Raw genomic sequence first — 14,405 nt, 5'->3', positions numbered from 1 at the left:
GAGCATATGCAAATGGGAACGATTCTGGTAGTGGATGATGAACAACCTATTGCTGATATATTGAAATTCAATTTGGAAAAAGAGGGTTACGAGGTCATCTGCGCTTTTGACGGCAACAGCGCGGTGGAGCTGGCTCTGTCCAAACGCCCCGATTTGATGCTGCTGGATTTGATGCTGCCCGGCAAGGACGGAATGGATGTCTGCCGTGAGGTACGCGCTGCCCATCTGGATATTCCCATCATCATGCTTACTGCGAAGGATGGAGAGATCGATAAAGTGCTGGGTCTGGAGCTTGGTGCGGATGATTATGTGACCAAGCCGTTCAGTACCCGTGAGCTGCTGGCCAGGGTTAAGGCCCAAATGCGTCGCCAGCATAAGCCATCCCCATCGGAAGCTCCGAGTGATGCGGTGGAGAGCAAGCAGGGGGTCTATCATTTCGGATTATTCATTGATACGGATATGTATATGGTCTACAAGGATAGTGAGCCGCTGGATCTGACGCATCGTGAATATGAGCTGCTCTATTATATGATCCGCCATGCGGGCAAGGTAATGACCCGGGAGCATCTGCTGCAGGCTGTGTGGGGGTTCGAATATTTCGGCGATGTGCGGACGGTGGATGTGACCATCCGCCGGCTCAGAGAAAAAATTGAGGAGAATCCCAGCAAGCCGGAGTATATTCATACCCGGCGCGGACTCGGTTATTTGATGCATAGCCCCAAAAACGGAGGGTTGTAATGAAGGCACTGTCCTTTTTCCGGACGATTCAGGCCAGGCTTATCGTGATTTACGTGCTGCTGATTCTGATTGCGATGCAGCTGATCGGCGTATACTTTGTCAGCTCGATGAAGAACTCGCTGACGGATAACTTCACCAAGGACCTGAAGGCCCGGGCCGAGATGCTCTCGATCCTCACCGCTGACAAATTCGGCAGTGAGACGGGAACCGCCGATGAAGAATCGGCGGTGGAGAGCCTGCGCGGCATGGTGAACAATCTGTATATCAATGGCGCAGAAATTCAGGTGCTGGATGCGAGCGGCAAGATCATTACCACCTCGATCCCTTCCCAGAATGACTATGTCGGCCAGCGGAACACGCAGACCGTAGTTAGCCGCGCCTTGCAGGGCATCAGCGATAATGAGGAATATATCATCGCTGATGATAATGTGCGCAAGAAGGTAGTGGCGAAGCCGGTAATCTCTGGTGATAAAGTGGTTGGAGCCATCTATATCGCTGCCGATATGAAAGACTTATATGCGACCATGAGCCGGATTAACAGTGTGTTCCTCTCGGGGCTGCTGCTGGCGCTGGCGTTGACAGCCGTGCTGGGAGTCATTCTGGCGCATACGATTACGCATCCGATTAAGGAGATGACCAAGCATGCCACGGCTGTGGCTGAAGGGCGCTTCAACCGGAAGGTTCCTGTGTTCGGCAATGATGAGATTGGTCAGCTCAGCCAGGCCTTCAACTACATGACGGACCGGTTGCGCGAGGCGCTGCTGCAGAACGAAGAGGAGAAGGAGAAGCTGTCGTCCATTCTCGCCAATATGAGTGACGGTGTCGTAGCCACGGATGAGAGCGGAGCGGTCATTCTGATGAATACACGCGCCGCCCTGATGCTGGGCGCGGAAGGACCGCTTCCGGCAGGAGCCTCGCTTGGCGGGCTGCTGGGTCTGGAGCCTGAGCAGTCTGTCTCGGTGACCCAGGGCGTTCCTCAGTCTGCTATGCTCCATCTGTCTCCCATGGTTGGCGAGGACCCCAATATTGTGCGGGTGACCTTCACCCCGATTCACCGCCGCGAAGGCGGAAGGATCGCCGGGACGATTGCGGTGCTGCAGGATGTCACGGAGCAGGAGAATCTGGAGGAGTCCCGCCGGGAGTTCGTGGCGAATGTATCGCATGAGCTGCGGACGCCGCTTACGACGATCAAGAGCTATGCGGAAGCGTTGGATGACGGCGCACTGGAAGATCCGCAGCTTGCGGTGCGGTTCGTCGGAGTTATTCGCAACGAGACGGAGCGCATGATCCGGCTGGTTACGGATCTGCTGCATCTGTCGCGGCTCGATTCCAAGGAATCCAGCCTGCGCATTCAGCAGACGGACATCTCAGAGATGCTGGAGGATGTGGCCGACCGCTTCTCCTTCCAGATCCGCCAGAAGCGGATTCACATCAGCACCAGAGTACGTAAGGATGTCGCTACAGCCTGGCTGGATCGCGACCAGATTGATCAGGTGCTGGGCAATCTGGTCTCCAATGCCCTCAAGTATACGCCGGAAGGCGGGACGATTCAGCTGGAGGCGCATAAGAACGAGGACGGAATGCTGGCTGTGTCTGTCCGCGACTCCGGTATAGGGATTCCGAAGAAGGATATTGAGCGGATCTTTGAACGCTTTTACAGGGTCGATAAAGCGCGCTCGCGGAATATGGGCGGAACAGGTCTGGGGCTGTCCATTGCCCGGGAAATTGTCAAAGCCCACGGCGGCTCCATTTCCCTGCAATCGGAGCTGAATGAGGGCTCGCTGGTCACGTTCACGCTGCCTTTGATGAAGCAAAGGGGGAGTGAGGCGTGAAGGAGAGAATCAAGTCATGGATGCTGGTCCTGCTTATACTCGGAAGTCTTGTAGAGAGCTATTATCTGATCTACAGGCTGCCCGGCAGTGATTCGGCAGTGTTGTCGAAGACCTTATATGTGAAGACGGATAATATGGGACTGAAGGAAAAGGTGGAGAACCTGCTCTACCCCGATAAAATGATTATTCATATGGGCGGGGACAAGCATACGCTGTTCTACCCCAGCTCCACCTTCTATAATCTGATTATGAACCGCCTGAAGGGACGCAGCTTCGAGAGCTTCCAGCGGCGGTCCGTACAGGATTTCGACTGGGACAAGATCCGCAGCGAGAATCCGGGCATTGAGCTGTCGTTCGGGGCAGGCATTCCGGTAACGCTGCTGCAGCGGGTCATGCAGATCTCGCCGGATTCGCTGTTCGAGGGGGAGAGCATTGACCGGATCTGGATCTATAATATCAAAAATGACTCCAAAGCCCATGTTATCTTCTTCAGCACACGCGGAGATATTGTGTATGAGGCGGCCAAGGCCGATCTTACGGTTCAGGATGTGCAGCAGCATGTGGACTTCGGCAAGAATCTGACTCTGTATACAGCCGTGAACGGTGAGTATTATGTCCCTGAGGCGGATGTTCCGCTGGTTAAAGTCGTGATGCCTGCGGGTATGTATACCATTGAGCAAATGCAGAGCAATTTGTTCTTCGATGCAGGCAATACAAGATACATTCCTGAGAAGGACGGTTCCAAGATATACACGGACAGCAAACGCAGCCTGCAGGTGGACCAGGAGCAGAACTGGATGAGTTATAGCGACCCGGCTGCACTTCCGGACGGGGACAGCACACCGGCAAAGGATGCGCTGGAGGCGGTGGAATTCGTCAATAACCATGGCGGCTGGAACGGAACCTACAGGCTGGCTGCTACGGAGGAGGGCCGGCAGGACCGCAAGGTTTCTTTTCAACAATATTATGGCGCTTATCCGTCCGGCTCCTATCCGATCATGAGCAATCCGCAGCTTCAGTATGGCGTAATCCATCTGGAGCTCCAGCAGGGAACGGTCTCTTCCTATGAGCGCTCCCTGATGTACACGAATGAGGACAAGTCTGAGAAGACCATTGTCGAGCTGCCCGGCGGCGAACTGCTGAAGCAGCGGCTGGCGCAGATCGGCAGCTCCTTGCGGATCATTGAGCTTACGCCTGCCTATATGCCTGCGCTGGCCGGGGAGAAGCTGCAGCTTCATCCGGTCTGGCGGGTTACGCTTAGCGATGGCAGTGAGCATACATTGAATTAGAGCGGAGTTAAGCCAAGCGGATAGAGTACCGATTCGAGGAGGGACGTTATGGACTGGGGAAGGGCCAAGAGTGTATTGATATATGCCTTTCTGGTGCTGAATCTGCTGCTGTGCTATCAGCTATGGATCGATGTGCGCGATCAGGTCAGTGCGGGACTTGACTTCACTTCCCTGTCCGCAGAGACTCAGGCGGTGATGGAGGAGAAGAACATCCGGCTGCTGTGTCCGATTCCGGCTGCCACTCCGCAGCTGCCTGATATCACGTACCGTTATTCGGCCGAAGAGCAGAATGAACTGCCTGTGAAGCTTAAGGAGCCGATCGACAGCAAGCTGATGTACTCCTCGTTCTCGGAGCTTAGCAATCTGCTGAAGACCCAGATTCCCGACATTGCCAATTACCGGTTCGATTCACAGGAGAGTGAGGTCGGTAAGTTCGTCCTCCATCCGCTGGTGGATAACAAGTGGTCTCTGTTCAGAGTGCGGCTGGAGCTGATTAACAGTGACCAGAAGATTGTGGCCTACCGCTGGCCGAAGATTGAGATCGCAGCAAGCCGGAGCGAGGATTTGCAGAAGGTGCTCCCGGCATCGCAGGCGCTTAGCAGTCTGATCGAGAAGTATTTTCCTGCGGGTTCTGCAGTGAAGGAGATTGAGCTGGGCTATTACGGCGAGCTGTTCAACTCCGAGAGCCAGGTGGCTTCGCCGATGTGGCGGTTCATGCTGGAGGACGGCAGCGCTTATTATATGGATGCGATCAGTGCGGACATTATCAGTCCGAAGACAACAGAGTAGAAGGAGCAGGAGAGATATGGGGATTTCATTTACAGTACTGTCCAGCGGTTCTACCGGGAATGTGACAGTGGTGCGTAACGGCGAGACCACACTTATGATCGACGCGGGTCTGAGCGCGAAGCGGATTGACGAGCTGCTGGCCATGCGCGAACTGACGGGAGTGGAGCTGGACGGGATTCTTGTGACCCACGAGCATTCGGATCATATTAAGGGGCTGGGCGCGATGGCCCGCAAGTATAATCTTCCGATCTATGCGAATTCGAACACCTGGGGAGCCATAGAGAAAGGGATCGGCAAGATTGAGGAGCATAACCGGGTTATTATGGAGACCGGGCAGCACCGGGATTTCGGTAGTATGCGGGTGGAATCCTTCGCCATCTCCCACGATGCTGCGGAGCCGGTAGCATACAATTTCTATGACGGCAAGGAGAAGCTGTGTGTAGCGACAGACCTCGGATATGTCAGCGACAAGGTGAGAACGGCCATATCGGATGCCGATGTGCTGGTGCTGGAGTCCAATCATGATATCGAAATGCTGCGGATGGGGCGTTATCCCTGGAATACGAAGCGGCGGATTCTCGGCGATCTGGGGCATCTGTCCAATGAGGCGGCAGGCACAGCGCTCAGCGAGATTCTGAGCGGGCGGACCAAGCGCGCCTATCTGGCCCATCTGAGCAGAGACCATAATATGATGGATCTGGCGAAGATGTCCGTGCGCGGAGCTATGGAGGACCGGGGCTGCTTTTACAAAGACAGTGAGTTCAGGCTATGCGACACCTACTATGACCGGCCTACGCCATGGGATAAGGTGAGCCAGTCATAAGGCGGTCAACCTCGGTAATCTTGTGCTCCAGCTCCTGGCGGGAGAATAGCCCTTTATCAATCAACAGCTCAATCATTGCATGCTGGACAAGAACCAGCTGATAGTGTTCATCCTTAAGGTCCCCCAGCTTACCAATGAACTGCACCAGATCCTTACTTGTTGAAAAAGACTCCATAGTCCGACCCTCCTTGTGAAATGGATTGTAGTGAAAATGTGAATAATTTACAATTTTTTAACGCAGAAAAAATGTGGGCAGCACGGCTGCCTGTGATACAATCATATAGAACGTTCTAATCCTATTGTAGTCTTTTAAGTTGCAAAATATTCCGGATACAAGCTGTTAAACTTTTTAGTAGCTTATTAGAATAATAGACATCCCTTGCGCTTAGAACCCACTGGAATGTGGTGAATAAACAAAGTGAAACCTTTTAGCACTTCGTAAAGTCTAAGAGATATAGCGGTTAAGCTCGGGCGTGGTTGCTTGGCGTTCAGGTCTTGAATGCGGTGGCAATAGAGGGGAGAGAGTGTAACGTGGGATTATTCGATGATGATTTCTATTCAACCAAGGTGTCACGGCGCAAAAGCCGCAAATCTAAAGCATCCGGTGGATATGCAGACGGCAAGTGGGCTGTCCGCAAATCGAAGCGGTCTCTGGCAACCTGGCAGATTTCGCTGATCAGCTCTGTATGCAGTGCTGTAGTGGCTGTGCTGCTGTTCAGTCTGGTGACGGGGCAGTTCACCACGGAGAGAGCCCAGGCTCCGGTAGTTATTGATAAGGTGGCTGCGAGCAGCTCAGATCCGTACGACCGGATTATTCAGGCTGCTGCCCATGTCCGCCCTGCGGTAGTAAGCATCATTAATCATAAAGAAGACAATAAGGAACTTAATATTCTCGATGAATCGGCTCTAGGCTCAGGAGTTATCTATAAGAAGGATGACAATAAGGCATTTATCATCACGAATAATCATGTCATTGAGGGTTCCGGCAAGCTGGAAGTGGTTACGGTAGACGGTGATACACACAAGGCGGAGCTGGTAGGCGCTGACAAGGTGAGCGATATTGCTGTGCTGTCCATTGACGGCAAGGGAATCGACCGGATCGCTGAGATCGGGGATTCCTCCAAGCTGCGCCTGGGCGAGACTGTGATTGCCATCGGCAACCCGCTGGGCCTTGGAGATACGTTGACTTCCGGCATTGTCAGCTATACAGAGCGGACGATACCGGTGTCACTGAACCAGGATGGCGTGTACGACTGGGAGCAGGAAGTGATCCAGACGGACGCTGCCATTAATGAGGGCAACAGCGGCGGCGCACTGGTGGATCTGAACGGTAAGGTAATCGGTATTAATACGATGAAGATTTCCGATACGGGTGTGGAGGGACTGGGCTTTGCGATTCCCGCCAACCATGTGTTGGATACAGCCAATGAGCTGACTTCCAAAGGCCGGATAGCCCGTTCGTATCTTGGGGTATATTCAGTTGATTTGAATAATCCGTATGTGCCGCTGGCTGATGATCAGCGCAAGGAGCTTAATCTTCCGTCTGTAGTAACCGATGGGGTTGTGGTCCTGGATGCTGTGGGACCGGCGAAGGATGCAGGCCTGATGCTTAACGATGTGATCACGAAGTTCAATGACAAGCCGATTACTTCCACGCTGTCGCTTCGCAAATATCTGTACGATCATACCAAGATCGGGGATAAGCTGAAGATTACCTTTTACCGCAATGGCGAAGTGAAACAGACAACGGTCCAGCTTCTTGAGAAGCCTGAGGAATAAAATTGGAAATGGCCGTATATAATAAGGATGCAGTCAGGATTACGGAAACGGTTCGACTGTCCTTTTCAAGAAAAATTGAAGAGGGCGGGGTCGTTTCAAGGCTGAAAAAATGGGGTAAATGGTAGCAATGGGAATAAATATTACTATTTGATCCAACTGGTAGCCCTTACATTGGGAAGAGGTCCTTATAAGGGGAAAAACGGAGAAATTAGGATAGAACAGCTTGCCTTTGTCATTCAGGTGTGGTAACATGAATTTATTCATACAATTGATACCTAATTCTCGCATTGAAAAGGGCTGTCAATCAAAGATACAACCTTTCTCAATGTGTGAATTTTTTCTTTGTCTGAAGATAAAAAGAACATATTAATTTAAATTTGTGGAGGTAACACACATGCAAACAGGTACAGTTAAATGGTTCAACGCAGAAAAAGGATTCGGTTTCATCGAAGTTGAAGGCGGAAGCGACGTATTCGTTCACTTCAGCGCAATCACTGGCGACGGCTTCAAAACTTTGGACGAAGGCCAACGCGTTGAATTCAACGTTGTTCAAGGCAACCGCGGACCACAAGCCGAAAACGTTGTAAAACTGTAATTAATAGAAGGTACCGTCCCCGCTTGTGAAAGTTGGGACGGTCTTTTTTTATCGTTACTGGGCTTGCAACATAAAGGAAGGAGGAACGGCAATGAACTACCGGAAGAAGCCTTTGGAGGAAGTACCAGAAGAAAATACCGCAATATGGGCATGTACCAACGATGAGTGTAATGGATGGATGAGGGATAATTTCGCATTTGAACATGCGCCTTCCTGCCGTCTCTGTCATTCCCCAATGGTTCGTAGCATGAAGATGCTGCCGCAATTGCTTAATTCAAATGGCGATCTCAAATCGCTTAAGAAGGGTACTTCGATTACCTAGACCAATGCCTTTATGAGCCAAGACAACTATATACTATACATGCTGGAAAATGTAAGACGGTGAAACCGTCTTATTTTTTTTGCTTTCTATGTGCAATATTGTGATATTTGTCACAAATATTTTAAATTTCATACCTAAACAGGGTGTTTGATGTGATAATTATCACACTTAAGGCGTCGGAAATTTGACAAAATAGACATAACGAATGGGGAGAAGGAAGGGGAGAAATATGGATACAGTACTGCTGTCACGTATTCAATTTGCGTCGACGACAATTTTTCATTATTTCTTTGTGCCAGTATCGATCGGACTTGCGCTCATAATTGCTATTATGGAGACCATGTACGTAAGAAAGGGCAATGAAGAGTACAAAAGAATGGCGCAATTCTGGGGGAAGCTGTTCCTGATTAACTTCGCAGTAGGCGTAGTAACAGGGATCTTGCAGGAGTTCCAGTTCGGAATGAACTGGTCGGACTACTCGCGCTTCGTCGGTGATGTGTTCGGGGCTCCGCTGGCGATTGAAGCTTTGCTGGCTTTCTTCCTGGAGTCCACGTTCATCGGAATCTGGATCTTCGGCTGGGATAAGGTATCCAAGCGGATTCATCTATTATCCATCTGGCTGGTCGCCTTGGGGACGATGCTGTCGGCATTCTGGATTCTGCTGGCTAACTCGTTCATGCAGCATCCGGTCGGCTTCACATTGAATAACGGGCGGGCTGAGATGAATGACATCTTCGCGCTGATTACGAACGGCCAGCTGCTGGTGGAATTTCCGCATACAGTGCTTGCCGCCTACGCTACAGGCGCCTTCCTGGTGACAGGGATCAGTGCTTACAAATTGCTGAAGAAGCAGGACGTCGCCTTTTTCCGGAAATCGTTCGAGATTGCAGCGATCGTAGGGGTTATTTCTTCCTTCGGAGTAGCGGTCGCAGGACATGCACAGGCCCAATATCTTGTAGAGACACAGCCGATGAAGATGGCCGCATCCGAAGCGTTGTGGGGCGAGAGCGGCGACCCGGCACCTTGGACGGTATTTGCCAATATCGATGTGAAGAATCAGACCAACAGCAACGAAGTTCAGGTTCCGTATCTGCTGAGCTTCCTGTCCTACAGTAAATTCTCCGGTGATGTGAAGGGGATGCTGGAGCTGCAGAAGGAGTATGAAGTAGCCTACGGACCAGGAGATTATATTCCGCCGGTCAAAACAACCTTCTGGAGCTTCCGGATCATGGTTGCTGCCGGCACGTTGATGATGCTGTTTGGGGTATATGCCATCTACCTTATGTGGCGTAAAAAGATGGACAGACCCAATACCTGGTTCATGCGCTTCATGTTCTGGGGACTGCTGCTTCCACCGATTGCCAACACGGCCGGCTGGATTATGACAGAGATCGGGCGTCAGCCATGGACTGTATTCGGACTTATGACTACAGAAGACAGTGTATCGCCTAATATTACCAGCGGACAGGTGCTGTTCTCGGTGATTACTTTTAACGCAATCTATGCCATATTGGGTGCAGTGCTGGTCGGCCTGTTCGTCAAAGTGATCAAAAAAGGTCCTTATGCTATGGATAACGAACATGGTGAATCCCACGATCCGTATAACAAGGAGGGCTAACCAATGTCACTTAATGAATTATGGTTTCTGCTGATTGCGGTGCTGTTCGTCGGGTTCTTCTTCCTGGAAGGATTCGACTTCGGCGTAGGGATGGAGACACAGATTCTGGCCAAGAATGATACAGAGCGCCGGATACTGATCAATTCGATCGGGCCGTTCTGGGATGCGAATGAGGTATGGCTGATTACGGGTGCCGGCGCAATGTTCGCGGCCTTCCCGCATTGGTATGCTACGCTGTTCAGCGGCTTTTATATCCCGTTTGTATTTGCTCTGCTGGCGTTAATCGCCCGTGGTGTTGCCTTCGAGTTCAGAGGCAAACGTGATTCCAAGGCTTGGCAAAAAACGTGGGATGTCTGCATCTTCTTCGGCAGCTTCCTGCCGCCGTTCCTGCTCGCCGTAGTATTCGCCAGCTTCATCAAAGGCTTGCCGATCGACAAGGATATGCAGATGTATGCCGGATTCTTCGATATCGTCAATGCTTATACGGTGGTTGCTGGGATTACGGTTGTCCTGCTGTGTCTGGTACACGGGCTGATGTTCACTACGATCCGCACGCTTGGTGATCTGCAGGAACGGGCGCGTAAGCTGGCCCAGAAGCTGCTGATTCCACTGGCGGCGCTGCTGGTAGCCTTCGTTGTGATGACATATACTATGACGGATATCTTCGATAAACACGGAACGTTGCTGTGGATTGTAGTTATTCTGGGTGTAGCCGCGTATCTGCTGGCCGGATATTTCATGACCAAGAAGAAGGACGGCTATGCCTTCGGGATGACTGGGGCTGTGATGGCGCTGTCTGTTGCTTCGATCTTCATCGGACTGTTCCCGCGGGTTATGATCAGCTCGCTGGATCAGGCGTTCAACCTGACGATTACGAATGCTGCCTCCGGTCAATATTCACTGAAGGTGATGACTATTGTAGCGCTGACCCTGCTGCCGTTCGTGCTGGGCTATCAGATCTGGAGTTATTTCATCTTCCACAAACGGGTTCACGAGAAGGAGCATCTTGAATACTAATGGATAAAAATTTGCTTGGGTACAAAGGAGTTAAGCCTGTATTTCTGCTGGTTGGCTTCCTAACCCTGGTGCAAAGCTTCTCCATTCTTCTGCTGGCGAAGTCGCTCGCAGAAGCTGTCTCTGCGCTGTTTGCGGGAGAACCGCTGAAGGAACAAGGGGCTAGAGCGCTCTTGTTCCTTCTTGCGTTTCTTGTGCGTCATGCCTGCGCTCTGCTGATGAGCCGGGCGGCGTACCGCTTCGCGGAAGCGACCGGCAGCAGCATGCGGAGACAGATGATGGACAAGCTGTTCCAGCTGGGACCAAGGCTGGCTGGCGACCGGGGCACCGGAAATATGGTCACATTAGTGCTTGAAGGAGTAACCAAGTTCCGCACTTACCTGGAGCTAATTATTCCGCGAATGGTCGGTATGGCGGTGACGCCTGCTCTGCTGCTTGTCTATGTGTTTACCCTGGATACGTCCAGCGGTGTCATTCTTACCTTAACGATGCCGATCATTATTGTATTCATGATCCTGATCGGGATGACGGCCCGCAAGCAGATGGACCGTCAGCTGAAGTCTTACCGTACCTTATCGAATCACTTCGTGGATTCGCTGCGCGGTCTGGAGACGCTGAAATTTCTTGGACGCAGCCGCAGCCACAGTGAGAGTATTGCCAAGGTCAGTGACCGCTACCGTTCAGCAACTATGCGTACGCTGCGAGTCGCCTTCCTGTCTTCATTCGCACTGGACTTCTTCACCATGCTGTCTGTCGCTTCGGTAGCGGTAAGCCTCGGTCTGCGTCTGGTCAATGAGCAGATGACGCTGGTTACCGGACTGACGATCCTGATTCTCGCGCCGGAATATTTCCTGCCGGTGCGGCTGGTGGGTGCAGATTTCCATGCCACACTGGACGGCAAGGAAGCCGGTGAAGCGATGAAGAGCATCATTGACCGTGAGACGGTCCAGGCGAAGCTGCTGGAGCCGGGTGGGCAGAAGGAGATGGCGGGTCAGAGCGGAGCTTGGTCTGGCGACTTTTTCACGTGGAACAATAACGGCCGTCTGAAGCTTGATGGGGTTGGCGTGAAATATGAAGCGGACGGAGTGTCTTCACTTGAAGCGGTGAATCTTGAATTCAGCGGTTACCGCAAGATTGGAATTATCGGGGAGAGCGGCGCAGGTAAGTCTACACTCGTAGATATTCTGGGCGGTTTCCTGCATCCCACCTCCGGAACCCTTACGATCAATGGAAGTCTGGTCAGTGCGCTGACCGATGAGGGGTGGCGGAAGCAGACGGCTTATATTCCACAGCGCCCGTATATCTTCAGCGGCACCCTGGCTGATAATGTCCGGTTCTATTATCCTGAGGCTTCCCAGGAAGCGGTAGCTGCCGCACTGGAGTCGGCAGGTTTATCGAAGCTGGTATCCTCGCTGCCGGAAGGTCTGAACGAAATGATCGGCGGCGGCGGCCGCTCGCTCAGCGGCGGGCAGGAGCAGCGTGTGGCTTTGGCCCGCGCCCTGCTGAGCAGCCGCCCGATCATGCTGCTGGATGAGCCGACGGCCCATCTGGACATTGAGACGGAATATGAGCTGAAGGAGACGATGCTGCCGCTTTTCGAGGACAAGCTGGTATTCCTGGCTACACACCGCCTACACTGGATGATCGACATGGATCTGATTGTCGTTATGCAGCAGGGACGGGTGGCTGAAATAGGCACACACGACGAGCTGACTGCGCGGAAGGGTGCTTATTATGAGCTTATTCAAAGTCAATTGGAGGGAATCCATTGAAACGTGAAGGATGGTTTGCTCCCTATTACTCTGCCTACTTCTGGCGGTTCGTGTTAATCATCTTGCTGGGCGCTCTGACTATCTTCTCTGCGTCCTCGCTGATGTATACTTCAGGCTTCTTGATCTCGAAGGCCTCGATTCCGCCGGAAAATATACTGATGATCTATGTGCCCATTGTCGGTGTGCGAACCTTCGGGACCAGCCGGGCTGTTATCCACTATGTGGAGCGGCTCGTGGGACACGACACGATTCTGCGCATTCTGTCGAAGATGCGGGTCCGGCTGTACCATATGCTGGAACCGCAGGCCTTGTTCCTGTCCTCGCGCTTCCGTACCGGAGATATTCTTGGTATGCTTGCCGATGATATCGAATATTTGCAGAACGTGTATCTGCGTACCGTCTTTCCGAGCATTATCGCGCTCTTGATCTATGCAGCGGCGATGATTGCGCTCGGGACGTTCGATGTGGCCTTTGCTCTGCTTATGGGACTCTACATGCTGGTACTGGTTGTCGTATTGCCGCTGATCTCTCTTCTGCTGACCCAGAAGCGTCAGCGTCAGGTGAAGCAGGAGCGCAATCGGCTGTATCAAAAGCTGACAGATGCTGTGCTTGGCTTAAGCGACTGGGTAATAAGCGGGCGGCAGAGCCAGTTCGTCGATACGTACGAGGCTGACGAGCAGGCGGTTGCCCGCGTAGACGGTTCGCTGCGGAGTTGGGCACGGCTACGTATGTTCATCGGGCAGGCTGTTGTCGGCCTGGCGGTGTTATCTCTGTTATACTGGGCGGCCGGGCAGTATGCCGAGGGGGCGATTGCCGGAACGCTGATTGCGGCGTTCGTGCTGGTAGTCTTCCCGGTAGCGGATGCCTTCCTGCCCGTATCCGAGGCTGTGGAGAAAATTCCGCAATACCGGAATTCACTGGAGCGGCTGGAGGGCGTGGAGCCTCCGGCGGAGGGTGTACTCTCTGAGGCGGAAAAAGGCAGGAATGCCGAAGCTGCGGCTCAGGCCGCTGCTGCTGCCGAGGCTGCTAAGGCCAGCGGACAGGTTCAGATTGAACTGAAGTCGGCGGGCTACCGCTATGCGGCAGGGGACGACTTCTCTGTTCAGCAATTGGACCTTACGCTGCCGCAGGGGCGGAAGGTTGCAGTTATCGGCCGCAGCGGAGCCGGTAAATCGACACTGCTCAAGCTGGTGCAGGGCGTGATAGCGCCCACCATTGGCTCCGTGACGATTAACGGTATCGATGCTGCGGCTTATGGTGAGCGGATTCCGCAGCTCATCGCGGTGCTGAACCAGAGCCCGCATCTGTTCGACACCACGGTGGCGAACAATATCCGGCTCGGGGACCCGGAGGCTTCGGAGGCAGCGGTCCAGCAGGCGGCAGCCCTGGCGAAGCTGGATACGCTGATCTCTTCGCTGCCGGAGGGTTATGATACTCCGGTACGCGAGGCGGGGCAACGCTTCTCCGGCGGAGAGCGCCAGCGGATGGCCCTGGCCCGTATTCTGCTGCAGAATACGCCAGTGGTTGTGCTGGACGAGCCAACCGTTGGTCTCGACCCGCGCACGGAGCGCGAGCTGCTGGCTACGATGTTCGAAGCAATGGCCGACAAGACGCTGATCTGGGTCACGCATCATCTGGTGGGCGCCGAGCAGATGGACGAGGTCATCTTCATGGAGAACGGCCAGGTGGAGATGCGCGGCACCCATGCCGAGCTGATGGAGCGGGAACCCCGCTACCGCAGGCTATATGAGCTGGACCGGCCGGGTCAGGCGAAGAATGCGGCGGACAGTAAATAAGGTAAATGGAAGAAGCTCTTTCTGTCTGGTATCGGGCA

At 53.0% G+C, this 14,405-nt stretch carries 13 protein-coding genes; 12 read left to right on the top strand and 1 reads right to left on the bottom strand.

Going from position 1 to position 14,405, the window contains the following annotated elements:
• Window positions 1–6: 6 nt before the first annotated feature.
• From yycF to NST43_RS31205, 5 genes are read left to right on the top strand one after another with little or no spacing between them, the layout of a single operon-like run.
• A complete protein-coding gene (yycF, locus tag NST43_RS31225) occupies window positions 7–738 on the top strand; it encodes a response regulator YycF (protein WP_339221397.1) in 732 nt (243 codons plus the stop codon).
• Window positions 738–2,570 carry a cell wall metabolism sensor histidine kinase WalK gene (gene walK, locus NST43_RS31220; protein ID WP_339221396.1) on the top strand — a complete coding sequence of 611 codons (1,833 nt, stop codon included), beginning with the start codon at window positions 738–740 and terminating at the stop codon, window positions 2,568–2,570. Before yycF ends, walK begins: the two co-directional genes overlap by 1 nt.
• The gene (gene yycH / locus NST43_RS31215) at window positions 2,567–3,859 is read left to right on the top strand and encodes a two-component system activity regulator YycH (RefSeq protein ID WP_339221394.1); all 1,293 of its coding nucleotides are present in this window, start codon (window positions 2,567–2,569) and stop codon (window positions 3,857–3,859) included. Before walK ends, yycH begins: the two co-directional genes overlap by 4 nt.
• Before the next feature lie 48 nt (window positions 3,860–3,907).
• Complete coding sequence (yycI, locus tag NST43_RS31210) at window positions 3,908–4,648, top strand: two-component system regulatory protein YycI (protein WP_209987339.1); 741 nt, start codon at window positions 3,908–3,910, stop codon at window positions 4,646–4,648.
• A 16-nt stretch (window positions 4,649–4,664) separates the two neighbouring features.
• The gene (locus tag NST43_RS31205) at window positions 4,665–5,471 is read left to right on the top strand and encodes an MBL fold metallo-hydrolase (RefSeq protein WP_339221393.1); all 807 of its coding nucleotides are present in this window, start codon (window positions 4,665–4,667) and stop codon (window positions 5,469–5,471) included.
• On the opposite strand, the gene NST43_RS31200 is transcribed toward NST43_RS31205, so the two are convergent.
• A complete protein-coding gene (locus tag NST43_RS31200; RefSeq protein WP_209987336.1) occupies window positions 5,440–5,646 on the bottom strand; it encodes a hypothetical protein in 207 nt (68 codons plus the stop codon). The genes NST43_RS31205 and NST43_RS31200 overlap by 32 nt on opposite strands.
• A gap of 356 nt (window positions 5,647–6,002) precedes the next feature.
• Between NST43_RS31200 and NST43_RS31195 the strand changes: the two genes are divergently transcribed.
• From NST43_RS31195 to cydC, 7 genes are all read left to right on the top strand, one after another.
• Window positions 6,003–7,250 carry a trypsin-like peptidase domain-containing protein gene (locus NST43_RS31195; protein ID WP_339221390.1) on the top strand — a complete coding sequence of 416 codons (1,248 nt, stop codon included), beginning with the start codon at window positions 6,003–6,005 and terminating at the stop codon, window positions 7,248–7,250.
• Between the two features lie 394 nt (window positions 7,251–7,644).
• Entirely contained in the window at window positions 7,645–7,845 is a 201-nt protein-coding gene (locus tag NST43_RS31190) for a cold-shock protein (RefSeq protein WP_019914582.1), read from the top strand.
• Window positions 7,846–7,936: 91 nt separating this feature from the next.
• The gene (locus NST43_RS31185; protein WP_173134614.1) at window positions 7,937–8,167 is read left to right on the top strand and encodes a cold-shock protein; all 231 of its coding nucleotides are present in this window, start codon (window positions 7,937–7,939) and stop codon (window positions 8,165–8,167) included.
• A 229-nt stretch (window positions 8,168–8,396) separates the two neighbouring features.
• Window positions 8,397–9,785 carry a cytochrome ubiquinol oxidase subunit I gene (locus NST43_RS31180; RefSeq protein WP_339221387.1) on the top strand — a complete coding sequence of 463 codons (1,389 nt, stop codon included), beginning with the start codon at window positions 8,397–8,399 and terminating at the stop codon, window positions 9,783–9,785.
• A gap of 3 nt (window positions 9,786–9,788) precedes the next feature.
• Window positions 9,789–10,802 carry a cytochrome d ubiquinol oxidase subunit II gene (gene cydB / locus NST43_RS31175; RefSeq protein ID WP_339221385.1) on the top strand — a complete coding sequence of 338 codons (1,014 nt, stop codon included), beginning with the start codon at window positions 9,789–9,791 and terminating at the stop codon, window positions 10,800–10,802.
• Entirely contained in the window at window positions 10,802–12,571 is a 1,770-nt protein-coding gene (gene cydD, locus NST43_RS31170) for a thiol reductant ABC exporter subunit CydD (protein ID WP_339221383.1), read from the top strand. The genes cydB and cydD overlap by 1 nt, the downstream gene beginning before the upstream one ends.
• Window positions 12,568–14,367 (top strand): thiol reductant ABC exporter subunit CydC, encoded by a 1,800-nt coding sequence (gene cydC / locus NST43_RS31165; protein ID WP_339221382.1) that lies wholly within the window; start codon window positions 12,568–12,570, stop codon window positions 14,365–14,367. Before cydD ends, cydC begins: the two co-directional genes overlap by 4 nt.
• The last annotated feature ends 38 nt before the right edge of the window (window positions 14,368–14,405 follow it).

Source organism: Paenibacillus sp. FSL H8-0332 (assembly GCF_037963835.1).
Lineage (GTDB): Bacteria > Bacillota > Bacilli > Paenibacillales > Paenibacillaceae > Paenibacillus_AQ > Paenibacillus_AQ rhizoplanae.
Note: the sequence above shows the minus strand (reverse complement) of the source record. Positions and strands in the feature narration are given on the sequence as shown.

What these genes read in the sequence shown, in the direction of transcription:
- yycF (WP_339221397.1), top strand. Translation starts at nt 7, where the DNA reads ATGCAAATGGGAACGATTCTGGTAGTGGATGATGAACAACCTATTGCT.
- walK (WP_339221396.1), top strand. Translation starts at nt 738, where the DNA reads ATGAAGGCACTGTCCTTTTTCCGGACGATTCAGGCCAGGCTTATCGTG.
- yycI (WP_209987339.1), top strand. Translation starts at nt 3,908, where the DNA reads ATGGACTGGGGAAGGGCCAAGAGTGTATTGATATATGCCTTTCTGGTG.
- NST43_RS31205 (WP_339221393.1), top strand. Translation starts at nt 4,665, where the DNA reads ATGGGGATTTCATTTACAGTACTGTCCAGCGGTTCTACCGGGAATGTG.
- NST43_RS31200 (WP_209987336.1), bottom strand. Translation starts at nt 5,646, where the DNA reads ATGGAGTCTTTTTCAACAAGTAAGGATCTGGTGCAGTTCATTGGTAAG.
- NST43_RS31190 (WP_019914582.1), top strand. Translation starts at nt 7,645, where the DNA reads ATGCAAACAGGTACAGTTAAATGGTTCAACGCAGAAAAAGGATTCGGT.
- NST43_RS31185 (WP_173134614.1), top strand. Translation starts at nt 7,937, where the DNA reads ATGAACTACCGGAAGAAGCCTTTGGAGGAAGTACCAGAAGAAAATACC.
- NST43_RS31180 (WP_339221387.1), top strand. Translation starts at nt 8,397, where the DNA reads ATGGATACAGTACTGCTGTCACGTATTCAATTTGCGTCGACGACAATT.
- cydB (WP_339221385.1), top strand. Translation starts at nt 9,789, where the DNA reads ATGTCACTTAATGAATTATGGTTTCTGCTGATTGCGGTGCTGTTCGTC.
- cydD (WP_339221383.1), top strand. Translation starts at nt 10,802, where the DNA reads ATGGATAAAAATTTGCTTGGGTACAAAGGAGTTAAGCCTGTATTTCTG.